Annotated in this window: 19 protein-coding genes, 8 tRNA genes and 1 rRNA gene; all 28 read right to left on the bottom strand. The window is 36.6% G+C overall.

Going from position 1 to position 21297, the window contains the following annotated elements; translation table 11 throughout:
- Positions 1-67 precede the first annotated feature (67 nt).
- A tRNA-Ala gene (locus tag JJJ02_RS08820) sits at positions 68-143 on the bottom strand.
- A gap of 16 nt (positions 144-159) precedes the next feature.
- Positions 160-233, bottom strand: a tRNA-Pro gene (locus JJJ02_RS08815).
- Positions 234-244: 11 nt separating this feature from the next.
- Positions 245-318, bottom strand: a tRNA-Arg gene (locus JJJ02_RS08810).
- A 17-nt stretch (positions 319-335) separates the two neighbouring features.
- Positions 336-424: transfer RNA gene (locus JJJ02_RS08805), tRNA-Leu, on the bottom strand.
- A gap of 15 nt (positions 425-439) precedes the next feature.
- Positions 440-514: transfer RNA gene (locus JJJ02_RS08800), tRNA-Gly, on the bottom strand.
- 25 nt (positions 515-539) lie between these two features.
- Positions 540-615, bottom strand: a tRNA-Lys gene (locus JJJ02_RS08795).
- Positions 616-622: 7 nt separating this feature from the next.
- Positions 623-698: transfer RNA gene (locus JJJ02_RS08790), tRNA-Thr, on the bottom strand.
- Between the two features lie 18 nt (positions 699-716).
- A tRNA-Val gene (locus JJJ02_RS08785) sits at positions 717-792 on the bottom strand.
- Positions 793-804: 12 nt separating this feature from the next.
- Positions 805-919: ribosomal RNA gene (rrf, locus tag JJJ02_RS08780) — 5S ribosomal RNA — on the bottom strand.
- 278 nt (positions 920-1197) lie between these two features.
- Entirely contained in the window at positions 1198-2685 is a 1488-nt protein-coding gene (gene lysS / locus JJJ02_RS08775) for a lysine--tRNA ligase (RefSeq protein WP_111717394.1), read from the bottom strand.
- Positions 2686-2689: 4 nt separating this feature from the next.
- Positions 2690-3703 (bottom strand): tRNA dihydrouridine synthase DusB, encoded by a 1014-nt coding sequence (gene dusB, locus JJJ02_RS08770; protein WP_111717395.1) that lies wholly within the window; start codon positions 3701-3703, stop codon positions 2690-2692.
- Between the two features lie 10 nt (positions 3704-3713).
- Positions 3714-4190: a 2-amino-4-hydroxy-6-hydroxymethyldihydropteridine diphosphokinase gene (gene folK / locus JJJ02_RS08765; protein ID WP_111717396.1), complete on the bottom strand. Its 477-nt coding sequence runs from the start codon at positions 4188-4190 to the stop codon at positions 3714-3716.
- Positions 4191-4192: 2 nt separating this feature from the next.
- Positions 4193-4549, bottom strand: coding sequence for a dihydroneopterin aldolase (gene folB, locus JJJ02_RS08760; protein WP_240838507.1), 357 nt, complete (start codon positions 4547-4549; stop codon positions 4193-4195).
- Positions 4542-5330: a dihydropteroate synthase gene (gene folP, locus JJJ02_RS08755; RefSeq protein WP_111717444.1), complete on the bottom strand. Its 789-nt coding sequence runs from the start codon at positions 5328-5330 to the stop codon at positions 4542-4544. Before folP ends, folB begins: the two co-directional genes overlap by 8 nt.
- A 96-nt stretch (positions 5331-5426) precedes the next feature.
- Complete coding sequence (gene cysK, locus JJJ02_RS08750) at positions 5427-6362, bottom strand: cysteine synthase A (protein ID WP_275439906.1); 936 nt, start codon at positions 6360-6362, stop codon at positions 5427-5429.
- An 85-nt stretch (positions 6363-6447) separates the two neighbouring features.
- Entirely contained in the window at positions 6448-7320 is an 873-nt protein-coding gene (gene hslO, locus JJJ02_RS08745; RefSeq protein ID WP_240838503.1) for an Hsp33 family molecular chaperone HslO, read from the bottom strand.
- A gap of 60 nt (positions 7321-7380) precedes the next feature.
- A complete protein-coding gene (gene ftsH, locus JJJ02_RS08740; protein ID WP_111717404.1) occupies positions 7381-9456 on the bottom strand; it encodes an ATP-dependent zinc metalloprotease FtsH in 2076 nt (691 codons plus the stop codon).
- A 125-nt stretch (positions 9457-9581) separates the two neighbouring features.
- The gene (gene hpt / locus JJJ02_RS08735; RefSeq protein ID WP_111717406.1) at positions 9582-10121 is read right to left on the bottom strand and encodes a hypoxanthine phosphoribosyltransferase; all 540 of its coding nucleotides are present in this window, start codon (positions 10119-10121) and stop codon (positions 9582-9584) included.
- A gap of 3 nt (positions 10122-10124) precedes the next feature.
- A complete protein-coding gene (gene tilS / locus JJJ02_RS08730; RefSeq protein WP_240838501.1) occupies positions 10125-11348 on the bottom strand; it encodes a tRNA lysidine(34) synthetase TilS in 1224 nt (407 codons plus the stop codon).
- A gap of 70 nt (positions 11349-11418) precedes the next feature.
- A complete protein-coding gene (locus JJJ02_RS08725; protein WP_099577289.1) occupies positions 11419-11805 on the bottom strand; it encodes a S1 domain-containing RNA-binding protein in 387 nt (128 codons plus the stop codon).
- A 102-nt stretch (positions 11806-11907) separates the two neighbouring features.
- Complete coding sequence (locus JJJ02_RS08720; RefSeq protein ID WP_099577287.1) at positions 11908-12291, bottom strand: FtsB family cell division protein; 384 nt, start codon at positions 12289-12291, stop codon at positions 11908-11910.
- An 11-nt stretch (positions 12292-12302) separates the two neighbouring features.
- Complete coding sequence (locus JJJ02_RS08715; protein WP_096077830.1) at positions 12303-12572, bottom strand: RNA-binding S4 domain-containing protein; 270 nt, start codon at positions 12570-12572, stop codon at positions 12303-12305.
- On the bottom strand, positions 12559-13728 hold the full coding sequence (locus JJJ02_RS08710; protein ID WP_240838488.1) for a MazG family protein: 1170 nt from the start codon (positions 13726-13728) through the stop codon (positions 12559-12561). The genes JJJ02_RS08715 and JJJ02_RS08710 overlap by 14 nt, the downstream gene beginning before the upstream one ends.
- Before the next feature lie 4 nt (positions 13729-13732).
- On the bottom strand, positions 13733-15238 hold the full coding sequence (locus JJJ02_RS08705) for an oligosaccharide flippase family protein (RefSeq protein ID WP_240838485.1): 1506 nt from the start codon (positions 15236-15238) through the stop codon (positions 13733-13735).
- Entirely contained in the window at positions 15228-18725 is a 3498-nt protein-coding gene (gene mfd / locus JJJ02_RS08700; protein WP_240838471.1) for a transcription-repair coupling factor, read from the bottom strand. The genes JJJ02_RS08705 and mfd overlap by 11 nt, the downstream gene beginning before the upstream one ends.
- The gene (gene pth / locus JJJ02_RS08695; RefSeq protein WP_099577279.1) at positions 18722-19291 is read right to left on the bottom strand and encodes an aminoacyl-tRNA hydrolase; all 570 of its coding nucleotides are present in this window, start codon (positions 19289-19291) and stop codon (positions 18722-18724) included. The genes mfd and pth overlap by 4 nt, the downstream gene beginning before the upstream one ends.
- Positions 19292-19374: 83 nt before the next feature.
- Positions 19375-20028, bottom strand: coding sequence for a 50S ribosomal protein L25/general stress protein Ctc (locus JJJ02_RS08690; RefSeq protein ID WP_240838469.1), 654 nt, complete (start codon positions 20026-20028; stop codon positions 19375-19377).
- A 214-nt stretch (positions 20029-20242) separates the two neighbouring features.
- On the bottom strand, positions 20243-21208 hold the full coding sequence (locus tag JJJ02_RS08685) for a ribose-phosphate diphosphokinase (protein ID WP_096078144.1): 966 nt from the start codon (positions 21206-21208) through the stop codon (positions 20243-20245).
- Positions 21209-21297: the final 89 nt, after the last annotated feature.

The raw sequence follows: 21297 nt of genomic DNA, 5'->3' as shown, positions 1-21297 counted from the left end.
ACTCAAATTATTGGAATTAACGTTGACATATTGTCATTCAGTTTTCAATGTTCATCTTAAAATTTTATGGTGGAGACTAGCGGGATCGAACCGCTGACCTCCTGCGTGCAAAGCAGGCGCTCTCCCAGCTGAGCTAAGCCCCCAAAATTATTAAGTAAGTCGGGAAGACAGGATTCGAACCTGCGACCCCTTGGTCCCAAACCAAGTGCTCTACCAAGCTGAGCTACTTCCCGTTATTAATAAACGCGCCCGAGAGGAGTCGAACCCCTAACCTTTTGATCCGTAGTCAAACGCTCTATCCAATTGAGCTACGGGCGCAAAAAAATAAAATTAAATGGTGCCGAGGACCGGAATCGAACCGGTACGGTAATCACTTACCGCAGGATTTTAAGTCCTGTGCGTCTGCCAGTTCCGCCACCCCGGCATTTAATTTTCTTAATGGAGCGAAAGACGGGATTCGAACCCGCGACCCCAACCTTGGCAAGGTTGTATTCTACCACTGAACTACTTTCGCATATTAAGTTTTAATATTAAAATAATGGTGAGCCATAGAGGATTCGAACCTCTGACCCTTTGATTAAAAGTCAAATGCTCTACCAACTGAGCTAATGGCTCAAAGAAATGGTGCCGGAAAAAGGACTTGAACCCTCAACCTACTGATTACAAGTCAGTTGCTCTACCAGTTGAGCTATTCCGGCATAATAATAAATAAATAATGGTGGAGGATGACGGGCTCGAACCGCCGACCCTCTGCTTGTAAGGCAGATGCTCTCCCAGCTGAGCTAATCCTCCTGGGTATATATTGCCCGGCAACGTCCTACTCTCGCGGATCGTAAGACCAACTACCATCGGCGCTAGAGAGCTTAACTTCTGTGTTCGGTATGGGAACAGGTGTGACCTCTCTGCCATCGTCACCAGACAAATTTTCAATACTTATATAAGTATAACAGCTTCGAAGATTATTTCAATAGTAAATTTTACACTGCGTTCATGAACTTTACAATTGATTAACTTTCTTAATATGTTACTCGTTGTAAGCGACTTTTTAATAATACGCAATTTGAATTGCAAAGTCAACGCTTTTTCTTTATTTTTTTCTATTTTTTAAAAGAAAGTAAATTCTGATAATTTTTACAGAATAAAAAAGGCTCTAAATCCTTGATAAATAAGGATTTAGAGCCTTTGAGTAGAATTTAATTATTTATGTCGCATGTAAGGGAATAATAATACGTCACGAATAGATGCACTGTTTGTAAGCAGCATGACTAAACGGTCAATACCAATCCCTAATCCACCTGTTGGCGGCATACCATATTCTAATGCTTCAATGTAATCTTCATCCATCTCATGTGCTTCATCATTACCTGCAGCTTTTTCTTCCATTTGTGCTAAGAAACGTTGTTTTTGATCGATTGGATCGTTTAATTCTGTAAATGCATTTGCATGCTCACGACGTACGATAAATAATTCAAAACGATCTGTAAAACGTGGATCTTCTGGATTTTGTTTTGCAAGTGGTGACACTTCTACAGGATGTCCGAAAATAAATGTCGGCTGTACTAAGTTTTCTTCTACTTTTTGTTCGAAGAATTCATTTAAGATGTGACCGTATTTCATATTCGGTTTAACTTCAACACCGTGTTCTTTAGCAAGACTATGTGCTTCTTCATCAGTTTTCACTTCGTAGAAATCAACACCTGTGTATTCTTTAACAGCATCAACCATATGCCATCTGCGCCATTTTGGTGCTAAGTTAATTTGTTCGCCTGCATAATCAACAGTTGTAGAACCTGTAACTTTCTCAGCAATATGCGCTACCATTTCTTCTGTTAAATCCATAATATCGTTATAGTCTGCATACGCTTCGTATAGTTCAATCATCGTAAACTCAGGGTTGTGTCGTGTCGAAATACCTTCATTACGGAATACGCGACCGATTTCATATACTTTTTCTAATCCACCAACGATTAAACGTTTTAAGTGTAATTCAATTGCAATACGCATATAAAGTTCCATATCTAATGCATTATGATGCGTCACGAATGGACGTGCTGCAGCTCCACCCGCGATAGTATGCATCATAGGTGTTTCTACTTCTAAGAAACCTTTCGCATTTAAGTAACTACGCATTTCCTGAATGATTTTACTACGTGTAATGAAAGTTTGCGTTGATTCTTCACTTGTGATTAAGTCTAAATAGCGTTGACGATAACGTTGTTCAACGTCCTGTAATCCGTGGAATTTATCAGGTAATGGACGAAGAGCTTTTGATAACAGTGTAAACGACTTCGCTTTTACAGAAAGTTCTCCAGTGTTCGTTTTGAACATCACACCTTCAATACCGACGATATCGCCTAAATCAGCATTGTTCCATAACTCAAACTGTTCATCACCTACAGCATCTTTACGCACATAAATTTGAATTTGACCATCTAAATCTTTAACGTGAGCAAACCCAGCTTTACCTTTACCACGTTTTGTCATAATACGACCAGCGAAAGAAACTTTTGATTCTTCCTCTTTATCATGCAATTCTTCTTTAGAAAAAGCATCCCAATCTGCTTTTAACGAAGCAGATGTCGCTGTTCTTACGAATTTTTGACCAAATGGATCAATCCCCTGGTCTAATAAATCTTGCATTTTTTGACGACGTACCAACATTTGGTCGTTTAATTCTTCTGACATTTTATTACACTCCTTCTGCGATTTTAGATTCTTCATTTTTCTCTGCTTCAATGATATATGCCTCGAATGATTTAAGTATATCAACTAATTCGTCGCGTGTCTCAGCTTGATTGATTAACTTACGTGCTTTACCATTACCACGAATCCCTTTTAAATACCATGATGCATGTTTACGCATTTCCATTACAGCTACTTTTTCACCTTTTAATTCAATTAAACGGTCTAGATGAAGCGTTGCAACTTTCATCTTCTCTGAAATATGCGGCTCAGGCATTAATTCACCTGTTTCCAGATAATGCACAGTACGATATATCATCCAAGGATTTCCTAATGCTTCACGACCGATCATTACCGCATCAACACCTGTTTCATCAAGCATCTTCTTCGCAAGCTCCGGACTCGTTACATCACCGTTACCGATAACAGGAATACTCACCGCTTCTTTTACTTGGCGAATAACATCCCAGTCTGCATGACCTTCATACATTTGGACACGTGTTCTACCGTGCACTGCAATTGCAGATGCCCCAGCTTTTTCAATCATCTTTGCATTTTCTACAGCATAAATATGTTCATCATCCCAACCAATACGCATCTTTACAGTAACTGGTTTGTTCACTGCTTCAACAACTGCTGACACCATTTCATAAATTTTAGGTGGGTCAAGCAACCATCTTGCACCTGCTTCACATTTAATAATCTTTGAAACAGGACATCCCATATTAATATCGATAATATCTGCTGTTGTATTTTGATCAACATATTTAGCCGCTTCGACTAACGTTTCTTTCTCTCCACCGAATATCTGTAACGATAACGGTCTTTCATTCTCATCAATATAAAGCATTTTCATCGTCTTTTCATTATTGAAAAGAATCGCTTTATCACTTACCATTTCAGCGCATACTAAACCTGCACCAAATTCTTTTACTGTTAATCTAAACGCCGCATTACACACACCAGCCATCGGTGCGAGCACAACTTTATTGTTTATTTCAATATCTCCAATTTTCCACATATGTTTACCCTCACTTATAAATTCTTACATCCGGGTCCAAAGTTACAATATCACTTATCTTTTTATTTAATACTGGATGAATTGCCTGAGGGGCAATTTCATTCAGAGGAATTAATACAAAACTTCTCTCATGCATAAATGGATGTGGTACTTTTAATCGCTCACTATCCATTACTAAATCACCAAACAATACAATGTCTAAATCGATTGTTCTCGGTCCCCAGTGAATCTTACGGACACGATTGAGCTTTAATTCAATTGATTGAATCCCATCCAATAACTCAATCGGTGATAAATTGGTTTCTAGTGCGACAACGCCATTCAAAAAGTCATCTTGTTCAACACCACCGACTGGCGCTGTTTCATATAAACTTGAAATCTTCGTCACCTTTGTCTCTGGAAGTGTATTTAACAAGTTCAATGCATCGTTAATTTGTCGTTCTCTATCACCCATATTACTGCCAAAGCTTAAATATACTATCGTCATAACTACCTCGTTCTATGAATTTCTACACCTACACCATCATACACACCTGGTATTGGTGGATTCATTTTTGTAATTTTGACTTTTAAGGCCATTATCTGATTATAGTGACTGAAGAGTATTTTTGCAATACGTTCAGCTACATGTTCTAATAATTTTGACTGAATAGACATTTCCGTCTTAATATCTTCATAAACTAATCCATAGTTCACGGTATGTTCAAGCTCATCTGTTTCGCCTGCTTTTTTTAAATCTACATCAAGCTCAACATCAACGATAAATATTTGTCCTATTTGATTCTCCGCTTCAAACACACCATGATATGCATAAAATTGCATACCCGTTAAAAATATTTTATCCATTGTAGTCTCCTTTAAGTTGATCCATCACTTTAATAAAGCGCGCATTCATTTGTACATTATGAACGCGAACAGCATCGACACCTGCATTAATTCCAATTGCAGTAGTCGCCAGTGTACCTTCGTCACGTTCAATCGGTGTCGTTTCTCCACCTAGCAGCTCTTTCACCATACGCTTACGACTTGTTGCAAGCAGCACTTTATAATCCAGCGCAACTAGTTCATCTAAACGATGCATCACGTGGATTTCCTGTTCGCGAGACTTGGCAAATCCGATACCTGGATCAATCCATATTTTATCACGTTCAATGCCAATCTTTAGCGCTTTATTCGCCTGCGTACATAAATCGGTCACCATATGTTCCATAATGTCGCCAACAACTTCTTCTTTTGCATTATGCATTAAAATTATTTCGGCATTATATTTTTTTACGACTTCAAATATGTTCGGATCATATTTCCCGGCCCATTGGTCATTAATGATATGCGCACCGTGCTGAAGCGCTGCTTCTGCGACCTCACTTCTAAAAGTATCGACAGAAATAAGCGCATCGACATCTTTAATCACCTTCAATACCGGTACGACACGATTCAATTCTTCTTCTACAGAAATCTCACTATAACCAGGACGCGTTGAGTAGCCACCAATATCAATAATGTTAGCACCTTGCGCTATCATTTCATGCACGCGTGCTACAGCATTTTCAACGACGTTATATTGCCCACCATCAGAAAATGAATCAGGTGTTACATTTAGAATTCCCATTACTAATGTCTGCTTCATCATTTTTACCTCCACAGTATATTCATTTCATTATAACAAATTTACTATAATAAAAATAAGACCGAGACTTGTTGTCTCAGTCTATAATGATATGAATTAGTCCTGAAGGTTCGCAAATAAAGGTGTTGATAAGTAACGCTCTCCGTTACTTGGTAAAATTGCTACGACATTCTTACCACTACCTAATTCAACCGCTTTATCTATTGCCGCTTTAATTGCTGCTCCAGAAGAAATACCAGCTAATATCCCTTCTTTACGTGCTACTAAACGACTTGTCTCCATCGCTTCTTCGTTTGTAACTTGCATAATACCTGTGTACATATCAGTATTTAATGTTTTTGGAACAAATCCTGCACCAATTCCCTGAATTTTATGCGGTCCTGGTTGTCCTCCACTTAATACTGGTGAATCAGTTGGTTCTACTGCAATAATTTCAACATCAGGATTATGTTCTTTTAATACAGCACCGGCTCCTGACAAAGTACCACCCGTACCAACACCTGAAATAAATGCATCAATCGATAAGCCTTCCATTGCATTAACAATTTCAGGACCTGTTGTTAATCTGTGCACTTCAGGATTCGACATATTCTCGAATTGTTGTGGCATAAAGTAACCGTGCTCATCTTTTAGTTCGTTTGCTTTTGCAATCGCACCTTTCATACCTTCAGCACCCGGTGTTAATACTAACGTTGCACCGTATGCTTTCAGTAATGTACGACGTTCCTGACTCATCGTATCAGGCATCACTAAAGTAGCTTTGTAACCTTTTGCTGCAGCAACCATCGCTAAACCAATCCCTGTATTACCTGATGTCGGCTCTACAATGTTATCTCCTGGTTTAATGATACCTTCTTTTTCAGCAGCTTCGATCATCGCTAATGCAATTCTATCTTTCACTGAACTACCTGGATTTTGATATTCTAATTTCACATATACATCTGCTGCACCTTCTGGTACAACATTATTTAATTTCACTAATGGCGTATTTCCAATTAAATCAGTAACGCGTTCTACTCTTAATGACATCATATTCCCCTCCAAATTGTAAAATTATTCTTACTTTTTTCATCGGAATAAGTATATCAAAATTAACATTTAAATAAAAATAATCCGTTTACGCGATGATGCTGCGTAACTCTTCAGGTGTAAAGTGATATTTCTCACGACAGAAATGACATTCAACTTCTGCGCCACCATCTTCTTCGATCATGGATTCAACTTCTGCTTCACCTAAACCTTTAATTGCAGTTAAGAACTTTTCTTTACCACAGTTACATTTAAACTCGATTGGCATCGTATCGATAATACGAATATTATCTTCACCCAATATCTCTTCTAAAATTTGTTCAGGTGATAAACCTTTATCAATCAGATTAGAGATAGGTTCCATATTGTTAATGCGTTCTTCTAAAAAAGAAATCGTTTCTTCGCTGGCAAATGGCAATAACTGAATAATAAATCCACCGGCTGCCTGTGTTAATTCTTCAGGTGTACATAACACGCCTAAGCCAACTGCTGCGGGTACCTGTTCACTTGTCGCAAAATAGTATGCAAAATCTTCTGCGATTTCTCCGTTATGAATTTCCGTTGACCCAGTAAAATAATCTCGCATACCGATATCTTTAACAACATTGATATAACCACTGCGTCCTACCGCTTCACCAACATCCATTTTACCTGGTCTAATCGATTCCACCTGTACATGAGGGTTTTGTACATAACCACGTACTTCACCTTTTGCATTTGCGTCAACAACAATCTGACCAAGGGGTCCGCCACCGTTAATTGTTATTGTTAATTTCTCTTCATTCTTAAGCATTGCGCCCATCATTGAACCTACTGTTAATGTACGTCCAAGCGCAGCTGTGCCAACACGCCACGTATCATGTTTTTCTCTTGTAGTTTCCACTAAATTTGTTGTTCTTACACTAAATGCACGCACTTCATCATTAAATGCTAATGCTCTTACTAAATAATCTTTTGTCATTGTTTTTCTCCTTTTAAAAAGAGGCGGAATCGAAGCAATGCTTCTTCTCCGCCTCCTATTTTAGAATTTATCTTTGTCTAATTTATCAACTTTTGGTTCTGGTTCATTTTTAGATTCATCGATTGGTGCATCAGGATTTTTTAATTGTTCCTTTACTTCTTCATACGAAGAACCTGCATCTTCTGAATCATTACCGTCAACATCTTTAACCGTCACTTTAGAATCATCAGTTTTATCTACTACAACTTCTTTTTCTTTCATGTGATATAGATGTGAATCATCATAGCTTACTTCTGGTAAAGTACCGTCAACGAATAAGCTATTGATTTGGTTTGCTACCAATGTTTCTTCTGTTAATAAAGTCTTCGCAATTAAATCAAGTTTATCCTGATGTTTCAGAAGAATTTCTTTACATCTCGCGTAACTTTCTTTAATAATACGTTGAACTTCCAGATCAATTTCATACGCAATCTGATCTGAGTAGTTCGGTTCGTGACCCATGTCACGACCTAAGAATACTTCACCTTGCGTTTGCCCAAATTGTAATGGTCCAAGTTTATCACTCATACCATATTCAGTGACCATCTTACGTGCGATACCTGTTGCACGCTGGAAGTCATTATGTGCACCTGTAGAAACTTCACCAAATGTGATTTCTTCAGCAACACGACCGCCTAATAATCCGACAATCTTATCTAATAATTCAGGTTTAGTCATAAAGTAACGATCTTGTTTCGGTAACATCATCGCATATCCACCAGCTTGACCACGCGGTACGATTGTAACTTTATGAACCATTTCTGCTTCATCTAATACACAACCGATAATCGTGTGTCCTGCTTCATGCCACGCAACGATATTTCTTTCTTTCTCAGAAATAACACGTGATTTCTTCGCTGGACCTGCAATAACACGGTCTGTTGCCTCATCAATATCACGCATATCTATCTTCGTCTTACCTTGACGTGCTGCAACAAGTGCTGCTTCGTTTAATAAGTTCTCTAAGTCTGCACCAGAGAAACCAGGTGTACGTTGACTTAAAGCTTTTAAATCTACTGTTTCATCAAGAGGTTTATTACGCGCATGTACTTTAAGTACTGCTTCACGACCTTTAACATCTGGTGCCCCTACTTGAATCTGACGGTCAAAACGTCCAGGACGTAATAACGCTGGATCTAAAATGTCAGGTCTGTTTGTTGCAGCAATCATAATGATGCCTTCGTTCTCACCGAAACCATCCATCTCAACTAATAATTGGTTCAGTGTTTGTTCACGCTCATCGTGACCACCACCAACACCAGCACCACGCTGACGTCCTACTGCATCAATCTCATCGATGAAAATGATACATGGTGCATTTTTCTTAGCATTTTCGAACAGGTCACGTACACGACTGGCACCGACACCGACGAACATTTCAACGAAGTCAGAACCACTGATTGAGAAGAATGGAACGCCTGCTTCACCAGCAACTGCACGCGCGATTAACGTTTTACCTGTACCAGGAGGTCCTACTAAAAGCACACCTTTAGGGATACGTGCGCCCATCTTCACAAATTTACGATTATCTTTTAAGAAATCTACAATTTCAATTAATTCTGCTTTCTCTTCATCTGCTCCAGCTACATCTTTAAAGCGTACTTTTTTCTTTTTATCATCATAAAGTTTTGCTTTAGACTTACCGAAATTCATAACACGGCCGCCACCGCCGCCGCCTTGTGATTGAGATAGGAAGAAAATAAAGACAAATGCTAATAATAATAATGGAATTAAAGTACTTAACATACCTAAAAATACATTTTCTTTATCAGCTGGCTTTATATCAAATTTCAAATCACCATCTTGCTCTTCAGCAATTTTAGTGATTTTATCTAAATCTTTTTGGTTATTATACATCAGTACCGAAGTAAATGTTTCATTTGGTTCAGCACCTTTTAATTTCCCTTTGACTAAATATACATCTTGTCCAGGCTGGATCGTCATTTCTTTAACATTACCTTTTTCCAGCTGAGACATTAATTTCGTGTATGTCATCTGTTTTGGCATCGAACCCGTGCCATTAATCATTGAAAACACACCGAATAAGACGATACCTATTAGTGTTACCATCAATATACTACGAAAGGCTTTTTGCATTCACGTTGTCCTCCTACCTATTTGTAAAGCTAACAAAGATTTTAACATAATAAATGTTGTTCAATCTACTAATTAAACTTACACAATTTTTACAAATTTTATTTTCTTTTCAGTGCAATGCTTCACTATTTAGTATAAACTTCTTCTTTTAATAATCCAATGTATGGCAGATTACGATATTTTTCCTGATAATCTAACCCATAACCTACAACGAAATCATCAGGAATCTTCTCGCCTACATATTTCGCTTCAATATCTACTTTACGGCGCATAGGCTTATCTAATAATGTTACGATCTCAATTGAATTCGCTTTGCGATATTTTAATAGATCAACGATTGCATTAAGCGTCGTTCCAGTTTCTAAAATATCTTCGATAATAATGATATCGCGCCCTTCAACAGAAACATCTAAATCTTTTAATATTTTAACTTCTCCTGTTGATTCTGTGCCGCCATGATAAGATGAAACATCCATAAATTCCATCTCAACATGGGTATCAATATGTTTAAGTAAGTCTGCCATAAATAGAATTGATCCTTTTAAAATTCCGACACATAAAGGGAGCTTCCCTTCATAATCAGCAGTAATTTCTTTTCCAAGACGCTCACAAGCTGCTTCAATCTGTTCTTTCGTTAATACAATCGATTCAATATCGTTATGCATGATTTAGTTCTCCTTTGTAATTATTATTTTATTATTGAAAGGGTGATGGTTAGATTTATAATGGCCAATCGCTATTACTTCATCTTCAACACAAACGATTGGTATTTTTGGACGGTCGTAAACAGGCACTTTTAAATCTTTAAGAATACGCGCTACTTTTTGATGCATACCGTTGATTTCGATAACATCTCCATCTTTTCTTGTTCGAATTGTGATTGGTTGAATTTCATCTTTAATTTCTATTTTATAATCATTAAAGTAATATTTCCCGGGTGAAACCACTTCTAATTTGTCATCAATCTTTTCATTTTTATTTCGTACTATCAATTTATCATAAGCAATTTGAATATGCCAACCTGGAGCGATTGCAAACGAAGCATGTGTTGCATCACTTTGAAGTACACGTATCACTTCATTTAAAAATCCAAAGCTTACAGTATATTGTGTAATATATCTCTGAATAAATGAAAGCAGTACTTTTTGAATGACTAATCGATTTTCTTCAGACAACTTATATCGTGATAATGCATTATTTTCAATATCTATTTTATAACGCTCAACATGTAAGTCGATTAAATCATCTACATCTTCCATATAATCAGCTAAATTCAATAACTGATGCTTATCTATCGAAGAATCATCTAATACTTTAAATATATCATTACGAATAAAGTTTCTTAAATATTTGCTGTCTGTATTCGATGCATCTGTCATATACGGAACTTTAAATTCATGTGCATATTCTATTAATTCAGCTTTACTCACATTTATTAAAGGACGTATCAGTTGATAACCATCACGTGCTACCACTTGCTGAATATTTATCGGTTGATAGTTATAACGGTTCGTCATCAGTCTAAAGAATATGGTTTCGAGCTGATCATCTTTATGGTGCGCCGTTAATAAACAGTCAATATGCTTTATATTAATTTGTGTTTCAAAAAAATGATATCTAATATCTCGTGCCTCACGCTGGATACTTTTGTTCGGGTTAAATGAATTTTTAGGTATCGTATAAGTAATTAATTCGATATTATGCTGCTTACAATATGCTTGAATCATTTTTTCTTCTTCATCTGATACGTCACGCAACTGATGATTAACATGCAATGCATACAACTTCTTATGATGATTTAATATGTTCACCTTATCGAGCAATACCATGCTATCGACCCCACCCGAAACTGCAACCGCAACGGTGTCATATTCATTCCACAAACAATCCAAAATCTCACCACCTCAACAAAAGAAGAGCTCAGGGTCAGACCCTAGCTCTTGATTTAGATAAACAAACGTATTAACGCTTTGACCCTCTGCCACCACGACGTGACTCTGTTTGACGTTTAATTGAAGTTAGTCGATCTTCACTGTCTTTTAAGAAATTTGATAATTTTTTTTCAAAGTCTTCAGGCTTTTTCTCAACTTTTGGCGGTGCAGGTTTTCTTGGGCGTTCTTTCGCTTTTTTAATTGAAAGGCTAATCTTTCCATCATCACCAATTGTTAATACTTTAACTTCTACTTCATCGCCAACTTTTAAATGTTCAGCAATATTTTCTACGTAACTATCTGCAACTTCACTAATGTGAACTAATCCGCTTTTGCCTTCAGGTAACTCAACGAATGCACCGAAATTTTTAATGCCTGTAACTTTACCTTTTAATTTGTTTCCAACTTCAATTGCCATAAGTTTAATAAATCCTCCCGATTAATTCTTCATAATATATCATTATATGCTTGATTTTCTCTTTTTACAACTTGATTAATCAAATTATCTGTGAAGTCTGACTTATTCAGTTGCATCTTTCTTTTTATCTTTTTCAGGAATCTTAAAGATTACTTCTCCATCATTACTTAAGAAATATTCACTACGTGCAATCTTTTCAATATATTCTTTACTATTAAGCTGTTTTAAGCGTTCTTTCAGTGCGATTTCTTTATCTTTAAGTTTTTCCAGCTCGACTGTTTGTTTCGCTTGTTCCTGCTTCAAAGCTCTATTGGTATTCATTTGCATAAAGAGAAGTAACGTCAAAAATAATAAGATAGCGAGAAGAATGCCTCCGAAGACTGTCATACGCTTTCTTACAATCATGCTACTTTTACGATTCAATCGATTAATACGCGCCTGTTCCTTCGTGTATTCATTTTCAATTTTACGTACTTCCTTAGCCATACGTAACACTCCTATTCAAAAGGCTGTTCAATTTTTTCTTCTTTTTTTACTTCAAACATTCCTTTTGCATTATCTTTTGTTGCATGTTCTTTCAAGTCTGTGACTTCCACCGTAATGATGCGTTGTCCTAAACGTACTTCTAATTCATCACCAACTGCTACAGTGCTTGATGCTTTCGCAACATTACCATTGATTTTAATTCTACCTTGATCACTCACTTCTTTTGCTAACGTACGACGTTTAATTAAACGTGATACTTTTAAATATTTATCGAGTCTCATCTATTCCACCTTCAATTTCTTTCAAAGCATCTTTTAAAGATACGTTTTGAATTTTATTCAAATCATATAACTTTAAGAAAATATCTGCAAAAATTTTCTCTTTTTTCACAGTACGTTCTTGTTTTCCTTCTTTCGCTTTAGCATCATTCCAGACATCATGTAATTCATCTACGGTTGATATTGATTCATCTCCAAACACATGTGGATGACGACGAATCATTTTATCGGTAATGCTCTTTACTACTTCTCTCGCATCGAACATGTAATCTTTTTTCGCAATCGCACTATGAAATACAACTTGTAATAATATATCGCCTAACTCTTCGATGATGTTATCGATATCATCATTATCAATCGCTTCAAACAATTCATATGTTTCCTCTAATAAATAACGCTTTAAACTTTGATGCGTTTGTTCTTTATCCCAAGGACAACCATTTTCACCTACAAGCGTATCCATCACTGCTGTGAAATATTCAAAGTCCCCTGATAATTGCCCATCATTTAATGGCGGTACAAAAAGTGACGTTAAATTTGATAACGCAAAGTCATGGTCCATTTCATGTAAAGGTCGCCATATTACATCTGCATCTTCTCCGCGTGCACCTGTAACGATAGCAACATTATGTTCAGCAGGGTAAATTTCTAACAACGAAACTTTGACATCACTTGCGATCAACTGATCATACACTTGCGTTACAATGAGACCATTTCTAGGATTAATTGATGATGCCTCAAACATCGTTCCGTCAAGCATCTGAAAGCCATTGTTTGGATCAAACTGCACTGCCTGGAACAGGTCATCGATAAAACTTTTTCCGCCTAATATTTCAATATTTAAAGTATCATCTGCCAGCAATAACTCAGTTGTTGATTCTGCAACCATCGGATGACCGGGCACTGCATAGATAACATCTTCAGTTTCAGCCAGCATTTTCAGGCGACTTACAATTTCTTCATAGACATTGCTGAAATCATCATTTTCTTCATATACTTCATCGAAGCTCATCCATTCAATCTCTTCCAGATCTTCTACGACTGGATGTCGCATTGTTCTCACATAAACTTTGTCTGCCTTATTTAAAAAGCGATATATCCCAAAAGGTAACTCATCCAGACCATAGTTCCCTAGACCTACAATCGTTATTTTATTCATCCAATCACTCTCTCATTAATTTATTCATCACACTACCGAATGGTAAATGGTGCCACTCTTCCTGCGTTATAATCTTCCACTTAATCATAGCATATAATACAATAATGCCCCCTGTAATTACCCCAATGAGCGCGACAGAAAGCGCGCCGATGCGTGTATTAAAATCTATCATCATTTCAATCTGAATCAATACACTCATTACTAAAAGTGTTATGCCCCACTTAATCAGAAATGATTGAAAAGCAATTTCGTACCTGCGTACAACTCCGATATGTAATACGTAGGCATAGACGAATAATCCTGTAACTGATGCGAGTGCAGCACCTTTAATATCAAAGAAAGTTATCAGTAATAGGTTGAGTATGATTTTTACTGCTAATCCTAAACCAATACCCCATAGTTGTATGCGATAGTCTTCAAAGATTTGAAGCATAGCAGTGTACATAATGATAAGTGATACGAAAATGATAGCTAACATATAAATAAACAGCGCTTCATAACCTGCCACTGACTTGAACAGGAACATATTAAATGGTTGAATTAAATTCATTAACCCGATGGCAGCAGCGCTACTAAACACGATCGTAATCTTAAGCGCACTATTCGCATAGCTATTCATCTGACTTAAATCACGTCTTTGTTTACATTCCGAAAGCAATGGAATCAGTACAAGCGAGAACGACGTGGTCACAATAAGACCCATTTGAATAAGCGACGCCCCACGATCATATATCCCTTTTAGCGCTCTAGCTTCTTCAAGCGACATTAATGTTTTCAATTGATTAATGACTGTAAAGCTATCTACGAGTTGCCATAAAATCATAATTAAATAACTTAAACTATAAAAAACAATCAATGTTATAAAACTTCTATATGATCCTATATTATTTCCTCGGTAATCAATTGTTTGACGTTTATTTTGCCACATTAAATAAATACATGCTCCGAGTAAACCGACAAATGAACCAAAAATACTTAATGCACCACTTTGATAGACTGATAAGTCCATCCATACAAATAATCCAATCGACAATAGTATGATAGATACGCGTAGTACCTGATCAATCACCTGAGAATAAGCAATTTCTTTCATTGCATGATTCATCTGTAGTTTCCCACGAATCATCGCAACTGCCGGAAAAGGAAGCAATACTAAACTGGAGGCACGTAACATTGTACTTAACATTGGGTCGCCCATTAAATTTGCAATGATATCGCTACAAATTAATATGACCACTAATACCAATATACTTATCCAGGTAATATGTTTATATAGTTTTCCTATAAATGACTTTTCATAATGAGATTGACTAATAACTGAGGGAATTGCATTTAACGACAGTACGGAAACTATCGCAATGATTGGATATACTTGCTGATAGGCATAGAGACCTGTATCACCTAAAATATTTTGATAGGGTACGCGATATATCGCACTTAAAATTTTCACGATTAACATCGTTATTGTCAGTATAATCACGCTGTTAAATGCCGGGTTCTTATTCTCCATCAAACTCGATTCCTTCTTGTATTTGACGCGTGAGTTGTACTAATGCAGCAAGCCAGTTTGCATTTTTCTTCAGCGTAAATGTCATTTTATTGTCTTTATATTCTATCTTTAAGTCTCGACCGAAATCTTCTGTCGCTTTAAATAAACGTTCACCGTTAATTTTATTCGTCGTAGCTATACTTGACTCAAGCACAACTGCCTTTCCGGTATCTTTCACATTCACAATACCAAACGCTAAAGCATTTATTCTGATTTCAACGATCTTCATTAACTGATCAACCGCTTCTGGATATTCACCATATCGATCGGTCATTTCATCCTGAATATCCATTAATTCTGATTCTGTCGTCACGCTGCGTAGCTTTTTATAAAATTCAATCTTCGCTTGTTCTTCACGAATATAGTCAGCTGGAATATATGCATCAACTTCTACTTCTATTTCTAGTTGAGGCACTTCTTCGACTTGTTTAATACCACGTTTTTCATTAACTGCTTGCTGCAGCATTTCAGAATACAAATCATACCCAACAGAATCAATAAATCCATGTTGCTGACGTCCTAATAAATTCCCTGCGCCACGAATATTTAAATCACGCATTGCAATTTTAAATCCAGAGCCAAGCTCAGTAAATTCTTTTATTGCCTGCAAACGCTGTTCAGCTACTTCAGTGAGTACTTTATTTGGTGCATGCAAGAAGTAGGCATAACTAATACGATTACTACGACCGACGCGACCACGTAACTGATACAATTGACTTAAGCCAAATCGGTCTGCATCTTCAATTATTAAAGTATTGGCATTCGGTACATCGACACCCGTTTCGATAATTGTTGTTGTCACTAAAATGTCGTATTCACCATTAATAAACCCAAGCATCGTTTCTTCTAGTTCACGTTCTGATAATTGACCATGCGCAACAGCAATGCGCGCGTCCGGCATCATCATCTCTAGCTGTTCAGCTTTCTGATAAATGCTCGCTACACGATTGTATAGATAAAATACTTGTCCGTTACGTGCTAATTCACGTTCCATTGCTTCTTTAATAAAGTTATGTTGATATTCTAGTACATACGTCTGTACCGGAAATCTATTTTCCGGTGGTGTTTCAATGACCGATAAGTCACGTACACCCAGTAAACTCATATGCAGTGTTCTTGGAATTGGTGTTGCTGTAAGCGTTAATACATCGACATTTGTCTTCAACGCTTTAATTTTCTCTTTATGTGTAACACCAAATCGTTGCTCCTCATCGACGATAAGCAAGCCTAAATCTTTATACACAATATCTTTGCTCAGTAGTTTATGTGTGCCAACTACAATATCAACAAATCCAGACTTTAATCCTTTTTTCGTTTCATCTATTTCTTTCTTTGATCTGAAACGGCTCATCATCTGTATTTCAACTGGATAATCCTGCATACGCTCAATTAACGTCTCATAATGTTGTTGTGCGAGTATTGTCGTCGGCACTAAAAATGCAACTTGTTTACCATCAAGTACCGCTTTGAACGCTGCACGAACAGCGACTTCAGTTTTACCGTAACCAACATCTCCACAAAGCAGACGATCCATCGGTTTACGCTTTTCCATATCTTGTTTAATTTCAACGAGACTTTGTACCTGGTCTGCAGTTGGTTCATACGGAAAGTCCATTTCAAACGTTTCCTGTGCCTCAGTATCAGGTCCGAACTGATATCCTTCAACGCGCTCTCGCTCCTGATATAACTTCAATAATTCTTCAGCGATATCTTCAACGCTTTGTTGAACGCGCGCTTTTGTCTTTTTCCATTCTGTGCCGCCGAGTTTGTTTAGCTTCGGCTCTTTATCTTCTGAACCGACAAACTTTTGAACATAATTCATTTGATCGACTGGCACAAACAGTTGATCAGTCCCTTTATATTGAATTTTAATATAGTCTTTATGCATCTTATTGACGAGTAATGTCTCAACACCCATATAACGTCCTACGCCATGATGCACATGGACAATGTAGTCACCAACATTTAATTCCTGATAAGATTTAATTTTCTCGGCATTCGATAACTTCTTCGTACGTTTCGGTTTTTCTTTACGTAATTTAAATAGCTCGCGTTCAGTGACAACAACAAGTTTCATAAACGGTAACTCGAAACCTTCTGACAAATCACCTTCGACAATTGTATTAATACCCGGTTTACTTCCCTTAGTATCAAGCGTTACAGGTAATTTCATATCAGCTAGCATTGATTTAATCTTATCTTTTCTCGTTGCATTACTTGCCAGTACAACGATATTGAAGTCATTTTTTCTGAAACGGTCAAACTCTGAAAACATTAAATCATATTGTCCGTAAAATTGCTGCAATGGTTTACAAGAGAATTTATAGATATTTTGTAACTTCACTGGCATAGAAGCAGTAAACAGTGTAAAGTATGCTACATTAAATTGATTCATCAGTGTTTCAAAGCTATCTTCTTTAATGAATGTCTGTCCGACAAATCCACGACCCGATTCAATTAAAGATTGGTGAAATTCACTTGTTTCTCGAATACTTGATTCTATCGCTTCATTTACACGATTAATTTCATCGACAATTACAATTGCTTCTTTATCAAAGTAATCAATAATCGTCGTCTCTTTATTATAAGCAAATTTTACAACGCGACGTAAAATATTATGATTAAGTATTTCTCCCATATTCATTTTGATAGTTTGATACGTATCACGTAAATCATCTCTCACATTTGTCGCAATCTTTTGGCGTGTTGCCTCAAATGCATCAGATAAATTAGATTCCAGTAATTCTATATCTTTACTCGTAAAAATAAATTCACTTGCTGTAGAAATTTCAACTGAATCGATATTATTTAATGAACGTTGACTATCCGCATCAAAATAACGAATAGCATCAACTTCAGTATCGAATAATTCAATGCGGACCGGCTCACCAATCATCGGGAAAATATCAATTAATCCACCACGTACTGAAAACTGACCAAGCGTCGTTACGCGCTCACTTTTCTGGTATCCCATATCTACTAAATCTTGTTGTAATTGAATGAGATCAATATCTTCTCCAATTTTTATTTCACGATGATAATCTGTAAATAACTCCGGTCGACTTACAAGCTTTTGAAGCCCGTTAATCGGCACGAGAAATAACCCAGCTTGACCTTTTGCCAAGTGGGTAAGTGTACGAATACGCTCACGCATTAAATCCGGACTTTTTGTCGAGAACTCTTCAATCATAATATCTTGTACCGGAAACTTAAATAGTTCCTCTTCATCAATCAGTTGTGCTAAATCGTTTTCTAATTTTTCTGCCTGAAACAAGTTACTTGTCACGACAATCATTTGTTTTTTATGGCTTAAATAACTTTCCGCTAAAATTACGGCTTTTGCACTTGGATTTAAACCCGTCACCAATATATTTTGTTTACCGAGTGAATCATTATACTCGTTAAATCGTTCATCACTTTTCAACAATTTATCTATTATCTGTCTCATACATCACCATTATATTGATTCATAACATTTTCGAATCGCTCTCCACCGATAAATGTTTCAAGTGCTTCGATTGTATGATCAATCACTTTCTGCATCGTTATCATTTCGTCCTCACTAAATTTCTGTAACACATAATCCACCACAGGTTTACGCCCTTCAGGACGACCAATGCCTAAACGAATACGCTTAAATTCCTGTGTTCCTAAATGTTGTATAATTGAGCGCATGCCATTCTGTCCACCAGCAGAACCTTTCTGACGAATACGAATACGACCTTGAGGCATATCAAGATCGTCATATAGAACAACTAAATCCTCTACAGCTATTTTATAATAATCCATTAACGGACGAACCGCTTCACCTGATAAGTTCATATACGTCATCGGTTCAATAATCAGTACTTTCTCACCATTAATATTTGCTACCGTATAGTTTCCTTTAAATTTCTGCTTATCTAAATCTATATTATGTTTCTTCAAAAATTCATCTACGACCATAAATCCTACATTATGTCGTGTATCTTCATATTTCTTACCTATATTACCTAACCCAACGATACATTTCATATTTAAATCCTCCGCTTAATCATTATCACTATTATAATATAAAAAAAGAGACATACAAATGTATGTCTCTTGAATTCGAATAATTATTCAGCTTTTTCTTCTGATTTCTCTTCACCTTCAGCAGCTTCAGTTCCTTCTGCTTCTTCACCTTCAACAGCTTCTTCGCCATCTTCTTCTGGCTCTTCTTCAACTGTAGGTGGTACAACAGATACGATTGCTTCTTCGTCTTCATTATTGATAGTGTAAGCTTTATCTGATTTTAAATCAGCAACAGTGATTGTATCACCGATGTTTAATTCAGTAACGTCAACTTCGATGTTTTCTGGAATATCATCTGGTGTTGCAGTAACTGATAATTGGAATAATGGTTGTTGAACAACGCCACCTTCTTTAGCGCCTTCAGCTTCACCAACTAAGTTTACTACTACATCAACTGTTAATTCTGCTTTCATATTGATTGCTAAAAAGTCGACATGTGTAATTTTGTTTTTAATTGGATTGATTTGGTAGTCAGATACCATTACTTTAACTGTTTTTGAACCTACTTCTAGTTCGATAACACCGTTACGTCCAACTTCACGGATTACTTTAATGAAATCAACTTCTTCAACTTTAACTGAAGTGTTTTTAGCGCCATAACCGTATACTACAGCTGGAATCTTACCTTCGTTACGTACTTTGTTTAAACTTGAACGTGTTTGTTTACCTTGTCTAATCGTTGCTTTTAATTTACTCATAGTTATTACTCCTTTTGTGCGCACTTCTTTGCGCTCCTACACCTTACCCATCAGTTGTGGTAACCTGCTTGCAAAGTGTTTATTTGTCTTAAATATTTATCACATAATTAATTAATACCCCGTTAAACTTCTTCTAAACATTTTTTATTAAATAAATTTTTAAAGATTATAAAAAGACACAATGCTACGCATAAACATTGTGTCTAAAGCACTATTAATCAAATAAAATACTTACAGATTCTTGTTCATATACTCGAACAATCGCTTGTGCTAATAATTCACCAACTGATAACTGTTTAATTTTCGCTGGTTTATTTTCTTCAGGTAATAAAATAGAGTTTGTAACAACTAATTCTTTAATTGCTGAGTTTTCAATTCTCTCATAAGCAGGGCCTGATAATACAGGATGTGTACAACATGCATATACTTCTTTTGCACCTTTGTCGATTAACGCTTGAGCAGCTAATGTGATTGTACCTGCTGTATCGATGATGTCATCAATGATGATTGCAGTTTTCCCGTTAATGTCTCCAACGATATTCATTACTTCAGAAACATTTGGTTTCGGGCGACGTTTATCGATAATCGCAATCGGTGCTTTTAAGCGGTCTGCCATCTTACGCGCACGTGTCACTCCGCCATGGTCAGGTGAAACGATAACTAATGAATCTTTATCGATTTCTTCTTTCGCTTCAAAATAATCAGAAAGGATAGGTACACCCATTAAGTGGTCAATCGGTAAATCAAAGAAACCTTGAATTTGAGGCGCATGTAAATCTAAAGCAATAACGCGGTCTGCTCCTGCTTTTTCGATCATATCTGCAACTAATTTCGCAGTGATAGGCTCACGGCTACGTGCTTTACGGTCTTGACGTGCGTAACCATAATAAGGCATTACAACGTTAATTGTTACTGCTGAAGCACGTTTTAATGCATCAATCATGATTAATAATTCCATTAAATGTTCATTTACCGGATTAGATGTTGGTTGAACGATAAATACATCACATCCACGAATACTTTCTTCGATGTTGATCTGAACTTCTCCATCACTGAAACGTTTAACACTTGATTTCCCTAAAGGAATCCCTACCTCTTTAGCAATTTCTTCAGCTAAAGGCTGGTTAGCGTTTAAAGAAAAAATCTTTAAAGTTGTATTTCTGTATTCATTATTCATCATCATTTTGTAATGCCCCCATTTTAGATATCGTATTATTTATCGCTTTCTGTATATGAAATAACTTTACTATGACCTTAATATTATACATT

Origin of the sequence: Macrococcus sp. PK (assembly GCF_022501545.1) — a bacterium.
Lineage (GTDB): Bacteria > Bacillota > Bacilli > Staphylococcales > Staphylococcaceae > Macrococcoides > Macrococcoides epidermidis.
This window is presented reverse-complemented; position numbering and strand designations above follow the sequence as displayed.